Here is a 16,015-nt window from a genome sequence, read left to right as displayed (position 1 = left end):
CTTGAGGCACAACGACGACTCCCGCACGGGACTGTTGCGCGAAGTCCGGCGGGCCGGGGCGGCACGCCGGTGAACATCCCTATGTTACGGCGACGGTTTCAGCCCGGTGTCATCGCCGACCTGCGGTGCGGTTTCTTCGTCGGTTGGTGTGGCGCGCATGGGCCGCTGCAGGACCAGGTTCTGCGGCGAAGAGAGGCTGATGCCGGCTTCGCGCAGACCGCTGAAAATGGTGAACAGCAGATCGCTCTTGGTCGAGTACACCGCGCGTGGGCTGCTGACATTCCCCGAGGCGGCCAGGGTCAGGCCGGTGGCGCTGAGGTCCTTGAAGGTCACCGAGGGGGCGGGTGTATCGACTATGTTTTCGTGCTCGGTGTACGCCTTGAGCATCAGTTCGCGGACCTTCTGCACATCGGTGTCCAGCGGCAGGGTCAGGTTGATGCCAACTACGCCCAGCGCGCTGCCCATGGTCACGTTGCGCACGTTCTGCGAAATGAACTGGGAGTTGGGCACGATCACCGTGGACTGGTCGGACATCTGGATTTCCGTGGCGCGTACGTTGATCCGTCGGATATCGCCTTCCACGCCGCCGGTCAGGCTGACCCAGTCACCCACCTTCACCGGGCGCTCGGTGAGCAGGATCAGGCCGGAAATGAAGTTCTGCACGATGGCCTGGAGGCCGAAACCGATACCCACCGACAAGGCGCTGACTACCCAGGTCAGGCTGGTGAGGTTGATGCGTAGCGCCGAGAGCACCAGCAGTACCAGGATGACCATGCCGATGTAGCCCACCAGGGTCACCAGCGAGGCGCGCATACCGGCGTCCATGCTGGTTTCCGGCAACAACTCGTCGGCCAGCCAGCGCTTGAGCAGGCGCAGACCGAACAGGCCGGCTGCCAGGGTGCCAAGGGCGAGCAGGATGTCCTGCGGGACGATATTCAGGCGGCCCAGGGACTGGCCGCTTTCCACCAGCTGTACCAGGCCCTGGAGCAGTTCGCCGGGGCTGGTGCCCGAGGTGGAGAAGGCGATCAGCAGGGTGGACAGCACCAGTAGCGTGCGCCCGGCGCCGGTCAGCAGGGTCGCGAACTGCGCCTGGTGACGCGGATCGACACCGAGGTTCTCGGCCAGCCGCGCACCGATCTTCTGCCGGGGCGATAGCAGCGCTTCGCAGAGATCGACGAACAGGGTCGTCAGCAGGTAGCCGGTGGCGCAGACCACGCTGGCCCAGAGCAGCTTGCCGGCGAGGAAATAGGCCAGTGAGAGGTAGCCGCTGACCAGCGCCAGGACGATCAGCAGGACCGTGAGAAGGATCGCCAGGACGATGATCCCCGACAGCGGCGAGGTTTCGTGGCCCTCGACGGCCCGGCGGGCGCGACGGTAGCGGTAGAGGGCGGTGGCGTACAGCACGGCGGTGGCGATCGCGGTAATGCCGTTGACCGCCACGGTCAGCGCCAGGCTTGCGCCGCTGGCGCTGTTGATGCGGTCCATCGTGCCCAGCAGGAGGAGCAGCCAGGCCATCAGCCAGGGGAACGGCGACAGCGCCGTGGCGACCGGGTCAGGCAGGTCCGGCAGGCGCCAGGACGGCCGCTGCACGGCCAGCAGGGCGCGGCCCAGGCCGGCGGTGAAGGTGCAGAAGATCACCAGCGAAAGCAACTGGTCACCCAGATTGGCCATGCTGCCATTGAGCTGCTCGTGCCAGTCCAGGCCCTCGCGGATCAGCAGGGCGCCGCCGCCCAGGGTGAGGATGGTTGCCAGGCTGACGGCCACTGCCAGGGCGCTGCGGCGCAGGCGGCCGACCGGAATCCAGCGGATCATCGCCTTGGTCAGCAACTGTTCCAGCAGGCGCCGCCCCGGAATCCACAACAGCGCGGCAAGGCCCAGGCAAACGATGAAGGGCCAGCGGTGCTGGGGTTGCCAGGTCGTCGCAAGGCCCTCGCCGATCTGCTCGCGCATGGCTTGCAGGCGTGCCAGGTCATCGTCGGTGGGACGGATCAGGCTGGACCAGAAGCGCGGGCTCAACGGCGGTGGATAGCGGGTGGCGATCTGCGAGTTGAACTGACTGCGGCGCAGGTTGACGATCTGCGCGGCGAGGTCCTGGGCATTCTTGTCCAGCTGGTTGGCGCGGTCCTGCTGCTTCTGCTGCTGCTTCTGGTCGGCCAGCAGGTCATTGCGCTGGTTGGTCAGGCTGGGGGCTTCATTGGGGGTTACCGGGCCCAGCACCTTGAGCTGGTCCTCGGTGCGTACCAGTTGTGCGCCGATATCGCTGGCGCTCTGTTCGGCCCGGGCCTGGACGTTCAGCGCGGCCTGGCGCAGGTTCGACAGCAGACCGTCGTCGCTGTCGGTGGAGACCCGTTGGCGGATCAATTCCAGGCGGTCGCTCAGCTGATCCAGACTGGCGTCGTCGGGTAGCGCTGGCAGTTCGATCAGGGAGCCGGCCTGCACATCAGTCGGCTCGCCCGCCAGCACGGCGCCAGCGCCCGCCAGCGATAAAGTCAGCATCAGCAGCGCACGGCTGCAGGCGCGTACGAAGGTTTCCCGCATCTTCCCCCATCCTGTGGTCAAAACGCTTGATGATGTTCGACCGGCTTCAGGCCCGGACAATTCCCTGAGCATAGCGCCGCAGTGGTGGGTCTTTGCCGGGCGAAAGCGGACAATCAATGCATGCAGATGGTTAAGGGTCATAAATTCTGGCCACATCGATCCCCTTTTGGCCGCTTCCGCTGTTCTGTGCGAGGCAGTCGCTGGGCAGAATTCCCGTCACCGGACAACAAGAATCCTTCAGAGGGTACTCCCATGCTTACCGTGTACAGCGATGATCACCGCCTGCATTTCGGCCAGTCCGAACTGGTCGACGGCAAACTGCAGCCCTGCTTCGAGATGCCCAGCCGTGCGGACACCGTGCTGGCCCGTGTGAAGTCGCAGAACCTGGGCGAGATCATCGAGCCGAAGGATTTTGGCCTCGAACCCATCCTGCGCGCCCACAACACCCGCTACGTCGAATTCCTCAAGGGCGCCTGGGCCCGCTGGGCAGCCGAAGGCCACACCGGTGATCTGGTCTCCACTACCTTCCCGGGCCGCCGCCTGCTGCGTGACGGTCCGATCCCGACTGCGCTGATGGGCGAAGTGGGGCACTACAGCTTCGACACCGAGGCGCCGATCACCGCCGGCACCTGGCAGGCCGTTTACAGCTCGGCCCAGGTCGCGCTGACTGCCCAGGACCACATGCGCCAGGGCGCGAGCACGGCGTTCGCTCTGTGCCGTCCGCCGGGCCACCACGCCGGCAGCGACTTCATGGGCGGCTATTGCTTCCTGAACAACGCCGCCATCGTCAGCCAGGCGTTCCTCGACCAGGGCGCCAAGCGCGTGGCCATCCTCGACGTGGACTACCACCACGGCAACGGCACCCAGGACATCTTCTACCGCCGCAACGACGTGCTGTTCGCCTCGATCCACGGCGACCCGCTGGTGGAGTACCCGTACTTCCTCGGCCACGCCAATGAGCACGGCGAAGGCGCCGGCGAGGGCTACAACCACAACTACCCGCTGCCCCATGGCACCGGCTGGGACGGCTGGTTCGCCGCGCTGGACGACGCTTGCCGAAAGATTGCCGACTACGCACCGGACGCCGTGGTTGTATCGCTGGGCGTGGATACGTATAAGGACGACCCGATTTCCGAGTTCAAGCTGGACAGCCCGGACTACCTGAAGATGGGCGAGCGCATCGCCGCACTGGGTATTCCGACCCTGTTCATCATGGAAGGCGGTTACGCGGTGGAGGCCATCGGCGTCAACGCGGTGAACGTGCTGCAGGGCTACGAAGGCGCTGCACGCTAAATAGAGAGAAGATCGGGCGGATAACTATCCGCCCGATTGCTTTTGATTGCTCGCGATCCGCTGTTTGTAATGGTCAGAGTGCGAGCGCATCCAACCGGGGAAGGACATGAACAAGAATACTGCGCTGCGCGGCCTGCTCGCCGCCGCCACCCTCGTCACCGCCAGCGCTGCCAGCGCCGCGCCGGAAGTGCGCATCTACAACTGGTTCGACTACATCGGTCCGGACACCCTCAAGGGTTTCCAGGGCGAGACTGGCATCAAGCCGCAATACGACGTCTACGACAGCAACGAAGTGCTGGAAGCCAAGTTGCTGTCCGGGCACTCGGGCTACGACGTGGTCGTGCCCAGCGACAGCTTCCTCCCCAATTACCTCAAGGCCGGCGTGTTCCAGCCGCTGGACAAGAGCAAGCTGCCGAACTGGAAGAATCTCAATCCCGCCCTGCTCAAGGTGCTGGAGAGCAAGGACCCGGGCAACCAGTACGTGATGCCCTACATGTGGGGCACCAACGGCATCGCCTACAACGTCGACAAGGTCAAGGCCGTGCTCGGCGACAACGCGCCGCTGGACTCGTGGGACCTGGTGTTCAAACCGGAGAATCTCGCCAAGCTCAAATCCTGCGGCGTGGCCTTCCTCGACTCGCCCACCGAGGTGATCCCGCAGGTGCTGCATTACCTGGGCCTGTCGCCCAACAGCCACAACCCGGACGACTACAAGAAGGCCGAGCAACTGCTGGCGAAGCTGCGCCCGAACATTACCTACTTCAGTTCCTCGAAGTTCGTCACCGACCTCGCCAACGGCGACGTCTGCGTGGCCCTGGCCTGGTCCGGCGGCGCGATGCAGGCGGCCAACCGCGCCAAGGAAGCCGGCAACGGCATCCACATCGAGTACCGCATTCCCAAGGAAGGTGCGGCGGCCTGGTTCGACGTGCTGGCGATTCCGAAGGACTCGAAGAACGTCGAGCAGGCCCACGCCTTCCTCAACTACCTGCTGCGCCCGGAAGTGGTCGCGCCGATCTCCGACTACGTCGCCTACGCCAACCCCAACCAGGCAGCGGATGGGCTGATCTCCAAGGAGCTGCACGACAACCCCAACGTCTACCCGCCGGCGGACGTGCAGGCCAAGCTGTTCTCGGTAGAGATGCTGCCGCCCAAGCTCGAGCGCATCCGCACTCGTACCTGGACGCAGGTGAAATCCGGGAAATAATCTCGCTGGCGGCGCTCTGAACAGCGGATTTCCGTTGGCGGGCAGGCGCCGCGAGCTGGCATGATCGGCGGACTTTCTTTGAGGAAGTCCGCCGATTCTTATTTGGGCTTCCCGCTTCTGTTGAACTGCCGAGCCTTGCCATGACCTGCCCGAATGTTGCCCACGCCTTCGCAAGGAGGCGCTCATGAATACGCCCGCCAACATCGTCGAGCGCAAGGGCGCCGACGCCTTCGCCATCCAGGTCATGACCGGCCTGTGCATCATCTGGGGCATCCAGGCGGTGATGGTGAAACTCGCCGCCCCTGACATTGCGCCGATCATGCAGGCCTTCGGGCGCAATCTGGTGGCTGCCGTGGCCGTAGGCCTGATCATGTGCTGGCGCGGTGGCTGGGAAGGCTTCCTGCGCCACGGCACGCTCAAGGGCGGGCTGCTGGCTGGCGTGCTGTTCGCCGCCGAGTTCTTCTTCATCGCCCAGGGGCTGGTCTATACATCGGCCTCGCACATGGCGGTGTTCATCTACACCGCGCCGATCTTCTCCGCGCTGGCGCTGCACTTCCTGTTGCCCAGCGAACGCCTGCGGCCACTGCAGTGGCTGGGAATCGGCGTGTGCTTCGGTGGCATCGCGATGTGCTTCGGGGGCGGCTTCGACTTCGCCAACCTGGACAGCCGCATGCTGCTGGGCGACGCTTTTGGCGTGCTGGCCGGTTTCGCCTGGGGCATGACCACCGTGGCGGTGCGCACCACGCGGCTGTCCGAGGCGAAACCGATCCTGACGTTGTTCTACCAGCTGCTGATCGCAGCGTTGCTGCTGCCCTTCGCCGCGCTGGCGCTGGGCAAGACCCAGGACGTGAGTTTCACCCCCATCGGCGTGGGCAGCGTGCTGTTCCAGGGACTGGTGGTGTCGTTCTTCAGCTACTTCACCTGGTTCTGGCTCCTACGCCGATATCTCGCGTCGAACCTGGCGGTGTTTTCCTTCATGACACCGATGTTCGGTATCGCCTTCGGCGTGCTGATCCTTGGCGAGCCGCTGACCCTGAATTTCGTCGCTGGCGCCGCGCTGGTGCTAGCCGGCATCACGCTGGTGAGCAGCGAGCAGTGGATCCGCCGGATGCTTCGCCGCTGACTTGGGAAATGTCGCGCTCTTGATTCAGGTCAGGCGCCGCGGCGAGGGAAGACGATAGTCTTTGTTGCAAGGAGTGAGTGGCACGGGCGGAGAGTGGGACGCCGGGCTATTCTTCCTAGGGCGGCCCATGGTGGTAACGGGTCGCCCGACCTGAATTCGAACGAGGAGGCATTCCATGAAAGTCTGGCTGCAAAGCGTTGCGTGGAAACTCGGTATCGCGCTCGGCCTGATCGAGCCTCCACGTCTGCAACCCATCCCTGTCCGCAGCGACGAGCAACGTCGTCGGGTGGAGCGGCGCCGCCGTTACTGATGGCGCCCGCGTTGGACACGAAAAACCCGCCTGATGGCGGGTTTTTTTATGGGCTCCTGGCGGATCGCCCGTCATTCGTGGGCCCTGAACCAGTCGTCGATCATTCCCTTCAAGCGCTCCCCGGAGAAGCTGTCGAAGTGCCCGCCGTGCACGGTGCGCACCGGCAGCTCTCGCAGGCGCGCCAGACTGGCGGCGTAGTCGTCGAGATTGGAGTGGTAGGCATCCTCGATCAGTGGGCCGTCGTAGATGATGTCGCCGGAGAACAGCGTCTGCGTCTTCTCTTCCCAGAGGCTGATGCCGCCCGGCGAGTGACCGGGGGTGTGCAGCACCTGCAGGGTACGGTCGCCGAGGTCGAGCACATCGCCTTCTTCGATGGTGCGGGTCGCCGGAGCGGCCTTGACGCGGTATTCGGCGTAGCACAGCGGGCAGTCCGGGTGCGCGTCGAACATCTCGTCGTCGACGAAGGCGGTGGCTAGCGTGCGTTCGCCATCGGGGCTGGCGAGTATGTCGGCTTCGGCCGGGTGTACCAGGCGCTCGTCGAACTCGTGGTGGCCGGCGATGTGGTCGAAGTGGGTGTGGCTGGCCACCGCCAGCAGCGGGCGGTCGGTGAGCCAGGGCAGTTGCTCGCGCAGGCTCACCAGGCCGGAGCCGCTGTCCACCAGCACGTCGCGTTCGCGTCCCTGGATATGCCACATGTTGCAGCGGTAGAAGGGGCGGACGTAGGGCTCGTGGATCAGGCTGACGCCGTCGTAGCAGTGACGGACCTCGAACCAGCGGTCGCGGGTGACGATCTTCATGGTTGCGCCTTTCCTGAGTTTTTGTAGGAGCGAGCTTGCTCGCGAACAAACCCCGCTGCGAGGCCAGGTTCGCGAGCAATGACTAGGCGTCCCCCTCGCTCCTGCAAGGAGGCTTCACCCTAACCTCTCCCAGGGGGAGAGGGAACCGTTCGGAGCCTGGGGGGTGGAGCGGCGTTGCCGGTAGCTGCGCGGCCGCTCGGCTCTGGCGGATTCCCGCTCCCCCTGGGAGAGGGCAGGGCAGGGTGAGTGGCTTGAACGTAGGATGGGTATCGCAGGCTCCACCCATCCTACGGCAGCGTTACGGCGCGAAGGGTGCCGCTTCCATTACTTCCACGATCAGCGGACGGTCGCTCGGCGCGGTGCGCAGCAGCTCCTGCAGGTGATCGTGATCGCGGGCGCGCTCGGCGGCGCAGCCGAAGCCCTTGGCGATGGTGAGGAAGTCCGGGGTGTAGATATCCACGCCCAGCGGGGTGATGTCGCGGCGTTCCATGTAGCGCTTGATCTCGCCGTAGCCGTGGTTGTTCCACAGTAGGACGATGATGCCCACCTTGGCTTCCACGGCGCTGGCCAGTTCGGTCATGGTGAACTGCAGGCCGCCGTCGCCCATCAGGCTGATCACCGGACGGCCCGGCTCGCCGAGCTTGGCGCCGATGGCCGCCGGCAGGCCATAGCCCAGGGTGCCGTAGCCGGTGGAGGCGTTGAACCAGCGGCGGCCGCCGTCCAGTTCCACCAGGTGATTGCCGCTGTAGACGGTCTGGGTCGAGTCGCCGACGAAGCGCGCGTCGGGCAGCACTTCGAGGATCTTGTCGAACAGGGTGCGGTAGTGCGCCCAGCCGCTGAAGTCCTCAGCCAGTTGCGCACGCACCTTGGCTGCGCGCTGCGCTCCGGGGCTGGAGGTGTCGGCCTCACGGGCCGGCAGCAGGTCCAGAAGGGCGCGCATGGCGGTGCGGGCATCGCTGTGGATGGCGATGCTCGGTGCGTAGTTGCGCATCAGCTGTTGCGGGTCGATGTCGATGCGGATCAGCTCGCCGCCGATCTTGAAGTTGCCGTCGAACACCACGTCGTAGTCGGTCTCGCCCAGCTCGGTGCCGATGGCCAGTACGACGTCGGCTTCCAGCGCGAGTTCGCGGACCGGAATCAGCGACTGGTTGCTGCCGATCAGCAGCGGATGGTCCGGCTGCAGCAGGCCCTTGGCGTTGATGGTCTGCGCGGTCGGTGCATCCAGGGCAATAGCCAGCGCGCGGGCTTCGGCCTGGGCGGCTACGCAGCCGCCACCGAGCAGCAGCAGCGGGTTCTTCGCCTTGGCCAGCTTGGCGGCGGCCTCGTGCAGCGGCGAGCGTGCCGGGGCCGGGCGGGCCAGCTGGGCGCGCGGGCGTACCTGCATGTGGTCGGCCGGGGCGGTGATGATGTCCAGCGGCAGCTCGATGTGCACCGGGCGCGGGCGCTCGCTGTCGAACACGGCGAAGGCGCGGGCCAGCACCGCCGGCAGCTCGTCGACGCTCATCAGCGTGTGGCTGAAGGCACTGACGCCGGCGACCATGGCGCGCTGGTTCGGCAGCTCGTGCAGGTAGCCGTTGCCATGGGCGAGACGCGAGCGCTCGTTGACGCTGGAGATCACCAGCATGGGGATCGAGTCGGCGTAGGCCTGGCCCATGGCGGTGAGGATGTTGGTCATGCCCGGGCCGGTGATGATGAAGCACACGCCCGGCTTGCCGGTGACGCGCGCGTAGCCGTCGGACATGAAGCCGGCGCCCTGCTCGTGGCGCGGGGTGATGTGGCGGATGTTGCTGTGGGGCAGGCCGCGGTACAGCTCGACGGTGTGCACGCCGGGGATGCCGAAGACGGTATCGACGCCCCAGGCTTCGAGTTGCTTGACGAGGAATTCGCCGCAGGTGGTCATGGCAGTTCCTTGGAGTTCGTGGGTGAGGTCGTGGTCATCATTCATGCAAAAGGGCGCGGAGATCAGCTCGCCGCGCCCTCTTGCCTAGCGCAATTTCTTATCAGGCCGCGTCAGCGACCGCCGCCGGACGGGGCGACAGCAGGCTGACGACGATGAAGCTGACCAGGCCGATGGCCAGGCTGTAGTAGATCGGGGTGTTGGCGTCGAAGCCGTCCTTGAGCATGAACACCAGCGCGGTGACGAAGCCCAGGGCCATGCTGGTGATGGCGCCGGCGGTGGTGGCGCGCTTCCAGTAGATGGCGCCGATCAGCGGGATCAGCATGCCGCCCACCAGCAGGTTGTAGGCCAGGGTCAGGGCGCTGAGCACATCGTTCACCACCAGGGCGATGGCCAGCACCACCACGCCGGTGAGCAGGGTGCAGATGCGGTTCAGGCTCAGGCGGGTCGAACGCTGGCCGGTGAAGATCGGCAGCAGGTCTTCGGTGATGGTGGTGGAGGCGGCGAGCAGGCCCGCGCTGGCGGTGGACATCATGGCTGCCAGTGCAGCGGCGATCACCAGGCCACGGATGCCATCCGGCAGTGCAGCGCTGACGATGGCGGCGAAGGCGTTGTTGACGTTGTCCAGGTCAGGCAGCAGGACCTTGGCGCACATGCCGATCAGCGCGCCGACCAGGCCGTAGATGACGCAATACACGCCTGCGGCGGTGCCGGCGTACTTGGTGACTTTCTCGTCGCGCGCAGTGAACACGCGCTGCCAGATGTCCTGGCCGATCAGGATGCCGAAGAAGTAGATCAGGAAGTAAGTGATGATGGTGTCGTAGCCGATGGTGTGGAAGCTGAAGGCGGTTGCCGGCAGCTTGGCCACCAGTTCGTCCCAGCCGCCCACGCGGTACAGGCAGATCGGCAGCAGGATGAACATCAGGCCAACGGTCTTGATGATGAACTGCACGATGTCGGTCAGGGTCAGGGACCACATGCCACCAATGGTGGAGTAGATCACCACGACGCCGCCGCCCAGCAGCACGGACACCCAGAACGGCAGGCCGAACAGCACTTGCATGACGGTGCCGATGGCCAGGGTGGAGACCACGCCGATCATCAGCGCGTAGGCGAACATGATCACCGCGGACGCCTGGCGGGCCATGGGGTTGTAGCGACGCTCAAGGACCTGGGTGACGGTGAAGATGCGCAGCTTGAGCAGCGGCTTGGCCAGGAACAGGTTCAGCGCGATGATGCCGGCGCCGAGGGCGGCGCACAGCCAGAAGCCGGAGATGCCATGGACGTAGCCCAGGCGCACGGTGCCGACGGTGGAGGCGCCGCCCAGCACGGTGGCGGCCATGGTGCCCATGTAGAACGCCGGGCCGAGGTTGCGGCCGGCCACGAGGTAGTCTTCGTGGGTCTTGGCTCGGCGCATGCCGTAATAACCCAGCCACAACATGCCAGCGGCATATATCAGTACGACGATCAGATCTAACGCCATGGTCGGCTCCTCACACTTGCATTGTCATTGTTGCCGCGCGCTTGTGGCGTGCGGTAGGGCATCGGACCGGCGGCAACCGGTCCGATGGGGCTTTCAGGTGGTGCGTTTCGCGTCAGGCCGCGAAGCCTGGATCAGGCCGTCGGCTCGCTGATGCTGCGTACCGGACGGTCATGGCTGCCGACCCAGCGCGGACCCTTGGGGCCGTAGACGCCAGCCGGTTCCGGGAAGGTTCGCAGCAGGGTGATGTAGAGCAGGGCGGCGACGCCGAGGGTGACCGGCAGGCTGATGTCGATACCGCCGGCCAGGTTGCCCAGCGGGCCGACGAACTGACCCGGCAGGTTGACGAAGCACAGGCCCAGGGCTGCACTCGGGATCCACGCACCCATGCCGCGCCAGTTCCAGCCGTTGTGGAACCAGTAGGCGCCACCTTCCTGGCCACGGGTGAACACCTGCAGGTCGTCGGCGTGGTAGAAGCCACGGCGGATCACCAGGCCGAGGATCATGATGACCATCCAGGGGCTGGTGCAGGTGATGATCAGCACGGCGAAGGTGGACACGCTCTGCACCAGGTTTGCGGCGAAGCGACCGATGAAGATGAAGGCGATGGACAGCAGGCCGATCAGCAGGGTGGCCTGCACGCGGTTGAGCAGGCGCGGGAACACGCTGGACATGTCCAGGCCGGTGCCGTAGAGCGAGGTGGTGCCGGTGGACATGCCGCCGATCACCGCGATCAGGCACACCGGCAGGAAGAACCAGCTCGGCGAAACGGCCAGCAGGCCGCCGACGTAGTTGTTCTGCGCGATGTAGTCCGGAGCGTTCACCGCCACGATGGTCGCGGTGGCCAGGCCGAACAGGAACGGGATCAGGGTGGCCAGCTGGGCACAGATCACCGCCAGCATGATGCGCTTCTGCGAGGTCTCGCGCGGGATGTAGCGCGCCCAGTCACCGAGGAAGGCGCCGAACGATACCGGGTTGCTCATGGCCAGCAGGGCTGCGCCGATGAAGGCGGCCCAGAAACCTTCGCTACCCATCTGCACGGTGCCGGCGTAGCCCGCATCGAACGGGCCGGAGAAGGCGAACAGGCCGAGCAGGAACAGCAGGCTGGCGGCCCAGACGGCGATCTTGTTGACCATCAGCATGAAGCGGAAGCCGTAGATGCAGACGATCAGCACCAGCACGGCGAACAGACCGTAGGCCAGGCCCAGGGTCAGGTCGGTTTCCGGCAGGTCGAACAAGCGCTTGGCACCACCGATCAGCGCATCGCCCGAGCTCCACACGGAGAGGGAGAAGAAGGCGACGGCGGTGAGCAGCGACAGGAACGAACCGACGATCCGCCCGTGCACGCCGAAGTGGGCGCCCGAGGAGACCGCGTTGTTGGTGCCGTTGAGTGGGCCGAACAGGCCCATCGGTGCGAGGATCAGCGAGCCGACCAGCACGCCGAGAACGATGGCCCAGACGCCGGCCTGGAACGACAGCCCGAACAGAACCGGGAAGCTGCCGAGCACGGCGGTGGCGAAGGTGTTGGCACCACCGAAGATCATGCGGAACAGGTCGGTGGGCGTGGCGTTGCGTTCGTTGTCCGGGATCTGTTCGACCCCGAATGTCTCGATCGTTGTGATTGCGTGTGCGTTGTTCTTGTTATCCATGACTTCCTCCCGGGGAGCCCTGTCTTTATGGCGTCGGAGACGGTGACAGGTGCTCGTGTGTGGCCAGCCAGCGGCCCTGTTTCGGATCACGGCGGAAGACGATGGTCTCCCGTTCGTGGTTCAGGCTTTCCTCTCCCTGGATGCGCAGCCGCGTGGCGACGTCGTGGCAGAACACCGCCACGTCTTCGCTCTGCAGGCTCACAAAGGTGTTGCTCGAAAGGCAGTCAAGGACTTCGAAACCATCGTCACGCAGCCAGCCTTCCCACACCTCGCGGTAGGCCGCGCGCGAGAGCAGCGGCACCGGCCAGGTGTGGAAAATGAAGGAGGCGTCTTCGCTGAACGCGGCGAAGTAGGCTTCGGTGTCGGTGCGCGCGAAGGCTGCCACGAGATCGCGGGCAGCCTCCAGCACCTGTGCTACGCAGGCGTCGTTATTCATGGGTGTGCTCGTGCGCTCAGCGGCGCTCTACGCCCGGGAGGATGCAGAGCATTTCGTACAGCAGGTTGGCGCCGAGCAACGAGGTGTTGCCGGTGGTGTCGTAGGGCGGGGAGACCTCGACCAGGTCGCAGCCGATGATGTCCAGGCCCTGGCAGCCACGGACGATCTCGATCGCCTGGATGGTGGTCAGGCCGCCGATTTCCGGGGTACCGGTACCGGGCGCCCAGGCCGGGTCGATGCCGTCGATGTCGAAGGACAGGTACACCGGGCCGCCGCCGACTTTCTCGCGGACTTCGGCCATCAGCGGTTCCAGCGACTTGTGCCAGCACTCTTCGGCCTGGACCACGCGGAAGCCCTGCTTGCGGCTCCAGTTGAAGTCTTCGGCGGTGTAGCCCTGAGCGCGCAGGCCGATCTGCACCACGCGGTCGCAGTCCAGCAGGCCTTCTTCCACCGCACGGCGGAAGGTGGTGCCATGGGCGATCTTCTCGCCGAACATGTGGTCGTTCACGTCGGCGTGGGCGTCGATGTGGACCAGGCCGACCTTGCCGTGCTTCTTGTGGATGGCACGCAGGATCGGCAGGGTGATGGTGTGATCGCCGCCCAGGGTCAGCGGGAGGATGCCGTGGTCGAGGATCTTGTCGTACGCCTCTTCGATGATGCGTACGGCCTCCATCAGGTTGAAGGTGTTGATCGCCACGTCACCGATGTCGGCGATGTTCAGCGAGTCGAACGGTGCAGCGCCGGTGGCCATGTTGTACGGACGGATCATCACCGACTCGGCGCGGATTTCGCGCGGCCCGAAACGAGTGCCGGAGCGCAGGGAGGTGCCGATGTCCAGGGGCACGCCGACGAAGGCGGCATCGAGCTCGTTGAGCTCTTCGGGGGACTGGATATGCGGCAGGCGCATCATGGTGGCGATGCCGCCGAAACGCGGCATTTCGTTACCGCCCAGGGGCTGGTGAAGTTTCTTGTCCATGGGGAGGGCCTCAGGCTGATCGCTGTCTTCGTGGAAACAGGCTTGTTGAATACTGAGGGTCGATTCTCGTCACGGGCGGTAGTGGAAAAAATCGCTGGCTACAAATAATCACTTCAGAGTTTTCTAAACTAAAGGGGGGCGCTAGACTGCGCCACCTTGCCGCAGTAGACGGCCCGCCGGGCCTGTGGCCTGCGGTTCCTGAATAGATAGCTGGCTTGCTATCATCCGTTTTTCAGGTACAGAAAGTACTGAACTAGAGCGGCCCGGCCGCGGTTTTGCGGAGTCTTCATGAGCGCGAGCGCATTGCCCGACGTCAAACTGCTGCGGATTTTCGCCTGCGTGGTGCGTAGCCAGGGCTTCGCTGCCGCCCAGCAGGAGCTGAACCTGTCGACGTCGGCGATCAGTACCTACATGAGCCAGTTGGAGAACCAACTGGGTATCGTGCTCTGCCACCGTGGCCGCGGCGGTTTCGGGCTGACCAGCAAGGGTGAGCTGTTCCACCAGGAAACCCTGCGCATTCTCGGTGAACTGGAAGGCTTCGAGCGCTACGCGGCGACCCTGAAAGGGGAGTTGCGCGGCACCCTGAACCTCGGCGTGCTGGACTCCACCGTCAGCGATCCGGCGCTGCCGCTGGCGGACGTGATCGGTTCCTTCAGCAGCCTGCACCCGGCGGTGCACCTGCACCTGCAGGTGCAGAGCCCGTACGAGCTGCAACTGGCGGTGCTGGATAACCGCCTGGATCTGGCCATCGGCTCCTTCTTCAGTCGGATGAACGGCCTGGTCTACCAGCCTCTTTATAGAGAGCAGCATTGGTTGTACTGCAGCGACCGCCACCCGCTGTTCGACGGCCGGCGCATTCCGGCCGAGCTGATCACCCAGCAGCGCATGGTCGGCCGTGGCTACTGGAGCCAGGCGGAGCTGGCGCGGCATGGTTTCAAGCATAGCGCCGGCACCGTGGAGAGTATGGAGGCGCAGCTGATCCTGATTCTTTCCGGCGGCTACATCGGCTACCTGCCCGAGCACTACGCCCATCCCTGGGTGGAGCAGGGCCGCCTGCGCGCGTTGCTGCCGGCGACCTTCGGTTACCAGGCGCCGTTTTCGCTGATCCTGCGCCGTGGCCGTTCCCGCGAGCCGCTGATCCAGAATTTCCGCGACCTGCTGCGCACCCAGCCGAGCCAGTCATGAGCCGCGCCCGTTGCCCGCGCTGCGAGCGCCCGCTGAACCATTGTCTGTGCGCGCTGATCCCGCGCCTGGACAACCGCACCCGCGTACTCCTGTTGCAGCACCCGAGCGAGGTCGGACATGCGCTGAACACTGCGCGCCTGGCGATGCTTGGCCTGAGCAATGCGGAACTGATGGTCGGCGAGGATTTCAGCGACCTCGACCTGTCCGCCTGGGACGCCTGGCTGCTGTTCCCCGGCGAGTCCGCCGTGGCGCTGGCCGAACTGGCCGCCCGGCCTGTGGATAAACCAAGGCTGCTGGTGGTACCCGACGGCACCTGGCGCAAGGCGCGCAAGCTGCTGCACCTCAACCCGAACCTCGCGTTGCTGCCGCGGGTCGTCCTGCCGGAAGGGCTCACCTCGCGCTACCGCCTGCGCAAGGCGCCGGCCGAGGGCGCGCTGTCGACCATCGAGGCGGTGGTGCAGGCGCTCGATACGCTGGATGCGCCGCGTTCCCACGTCGACCTGTTGCGCCCGTTCGATGCACTGATCGACGGGCAGATCGCCGCGATGGGTGAAGAGACCTTCCTGCGCAACCACGGGCCGCGCCGCTGACCCGAATCCGCTCTACGGTGCTGTTGCGCACCCGGTGGTCCGGGGGCGCATTTGTAGGATGGGTGGAGCGCAGCGATACCCATGCTGTTTGCGCAAGGATTTGATGGGTATCGCTGCGCTCCACGCCATCCTACGTCGTGTCGGTACCGTGAATACTTACGTTTGCCGGGACATCGTCCGATAGCGCTCCACCAGCAGAGGGATGGCCCGCTCGCGCCAGAAGGTGCTGCTGATCATCCCGCTGGACATGCCGCCATGGGCATGGCGCGGCAGGTGCACGGGTCTGGGATCATCCAGCGAGATGCCGGCAAGCTGCTCGAACAGCTGCATGAGTCGTTGCGTCAGCTCCTCTTCGCTGACGGGCCAGGGTGTATCGGCGAGGTGCTCGGCCATTTCCCGCCACAGATACGGGTCACCGCGCAGTCCCCACTGGATGGGTTCTTCGCGGAACAGTTCGGCGACGGAGGCGGGGCGGGACATGGGCTGACTTCCTTGTGCTGCGTTCTTGACTGCCGCGCGCTGGCGGGGAGGGCAGTG

Annotated in this window: 14 protein-coding genes; 6 read left to right on the top strand and 8 right to left on the bottom strand. The window is 65.3% G+C overall.

Annotated features, from left to right (window positions below):
- Positions 1-84: 84 nt before the first annotated feature.
- Positions 85-2,538, bottom strand: a complete 2,454-nt coding sequence (locus ACKI1H_RS26485) for a DUF3772 domain-containing protein (RefSeq protein WP_440466823.1) — start codon at positions 2,536-2,538, stop codon at positions 85-87.
- 252 nt (positions 2,539-2,790) lie between these two features.
- Here ACKI1H_RS26485 and ACKI1H_RS26480 point away from each other — a divergent pair, with 252 nt between their 5' ends.
- From ACKI1H_RS26480 to ACKI1H_RS26465, 4 genes are all read left to right on the top strand, one after another.
- Positions 2,791-3,831: a histone deacetylase family protein gene (locus ACKI1H_RS26480; protein WP_024765266.1), complete on the top strand. Its 1,041-nt coding sequence runs from the start codon at positions 2,791-2,793 to the stop codon at positions 3,829-3,831.
- Between the two features lie 106 nt (positions 3,832-3,937).
- Positions 3,938-5,035 carry an extracellular solute-binding protein gene (locus ACKI1H_RS26475; protein WP_138520421.1) on the top strand — a complete coding sequence of 366 codons (1,098 nt, stop codon included), beginning with the start codon at positions 3,938-3,940 and terminating at the stop codon, positions 5,033-5,035.
- A gap of 184 nt (positions 5,036-5,219) precedes the next feature.
- Positions 5,220-6,158: a DMT family transporter gene (locus tag ACKI1H_RS26470; protein WP_440466822.1), complete on the top strand. Its 939-nt coding sequence runs from the start codon at positions 5,220-5,222 to the stop codon at positions 6,156-6,158.
- 175 nt (positions 6,159-6,333) lie between these two features.
- Positions 6,334-6,468, top strand: a complete 135-nt coding sequence (locus ACKI1H_RS26465; RefSeq protein ID WP_440466821.1) for a PA1414 family protein — start codon at positions 6,334-6,336, stop codon at positions 6,466-6,468.
- A 71-nt stretch (positions 6,469-6,539) separates the two neighbouring features.
- Here ACKI1H_RS26465 and ACKI1H_RS26460 read toward each other — a convergent pair whose 3' ends face one another.
- The 6 genes from ACKI1H_RS26460 to speB all read right to left on the bottom strand — a co-directional run bounded on the left by ACKI1H_RS26460 (position 6,540) and on the right by speB (position 13,703).
- The gene (locus ACKI1H_RS26460; protein WP_138520423.1) at positions 6,540-7,265 is read right to left on the bottom strand and encodes an MBL fold metallo-hydrolase; all 726 of its coding nucleotides are present in this window, start codon (positions 7,263-7,265) and stop codon (positions 6,540-6,542) included.
- Between the two features lie 298 nt (positions 7,266-7,563).
- A complete protein-coding gene (locus ACKI1H_RS26455; protein ID WP_440466820.1) occupies positions 7,564-9,165 on the bottom strand; it encodes a 5-guanidino-2-oxopentanoate decarboxylase in 1,602 nt (533 codons plus the stop codon).
- 100 nt (positions 9,166-9,265) lie between these two features.
- The gene (locus ACKI1H_RS26450; protein WP_440466819.1) at positions 9,266-10,645 is read right to left on the bottom strand and encodes a sodium:solute symporter; all 1,380 of its coding nucleotides are present in this window, start codon (positions 10,643-10,645) and stop codon (positions 9,266-9,268) included.
- A gap of 131 nt (positions 10,646-10,776) precedes the next feature.
- Positions 10,777-12,291 (bottom strand): purine-cytosine permease family protein, encoded by a 1,515-nt coding sequence (locus tag ACKI1H_RS26445; protein ID WP_440466818.1) that lies wholly within the window; start codon positions 12,289-12,291, stop codon positions 10,777-10,779.
- Between the two features lie 25 nt (positions 12,292-12,316).
- A complete protein-coding gene (locus tag ACKI1H_RS26440) occupies positions 12,317-12,727 on the bottom strand; it encodes a YybH family protein (protein WP_088416628.1) in 411 nt (136 codons plus the stop codon).
- Between the two features lie 16 nt (positions 12,728-12,743).
- The gene (gene speB, locus ACKI1H_RS26435; RefSeq protein WP_015476374.1) at positions 12,744-13,703 is read right to left on the bottom strand and encodes an agmatinase; all 960 of its coding nucleotides are present in this window, start codon (positions 13,701-13,703) and stop codon (positions 12,744-12,746) included.
- A 288-nt stretch (positions 13,704-13,991) separates the two neighbouring features.
- On the opposite strand from speB, the gene ACKI1H_RS26430 reads away from it, so the two are divergent.
- A complete protein-coding gene (locus tag ACKI1H_RS26430; RefSeq protein ID WP_024765259.1) occupies positions 13,992-14,888 on the top strand; it encodes a LysR family transcriptional regulator in 897 nt (298 codons plus the stop codon).
- Positions 14,885-15,478 (top strand): tRNA-uridine aminocarboxypropyltransferase, encoded by a 594-nt coding sequence (locus ACKI1H_RS26425; protein ID WP_440466817.1) that lies wholly within the window; start codon positions 14,885-14,887, stop codon positions 15,476-15,478. Before ACKI1H_RS26430 ends, ACKI1H_RS26425 begins: the two co-directional genes overlap by 4 nt.
- Positions 15,479-15,634: 156 nt before the next feature.
- Here ACKI1H_RS26425 and ACKI1H_RS26420 read toward each other — a convergent pair whose 3' ends face one another.
- The gene (locus tag ACKI1H_RS26420; RefSeq protein WP_138520429.1) at positions 15,635-15,958 is read right to left on the bottom strand and encodes a hypothetical protein; all 324 of its coding nucleotides are present in this window, start codon (positions 15,956-15,958) and stop codon (positions 15,635-15,637) included.
- Between the last annotated feature and the right edge of the window lie 57 nt (positions 15,959-16,015).

The sequence above is a fragment of the Pseudomonas sp. YH-1 genome (assembly GCF_051990045.1).
GTDB lineage: Bacteria > Pseudomonadota > Gammaproteobacteria > Pseudomonadales > Pseudomonadaceae > Pseudomonas > Pseudomonas nicosulfuronedens.
The sequence above is the reverse complement of the archived record's forward strand: the minus strand, read 5'-3'. Positions and strand labels throughout refer to the sequence as shown.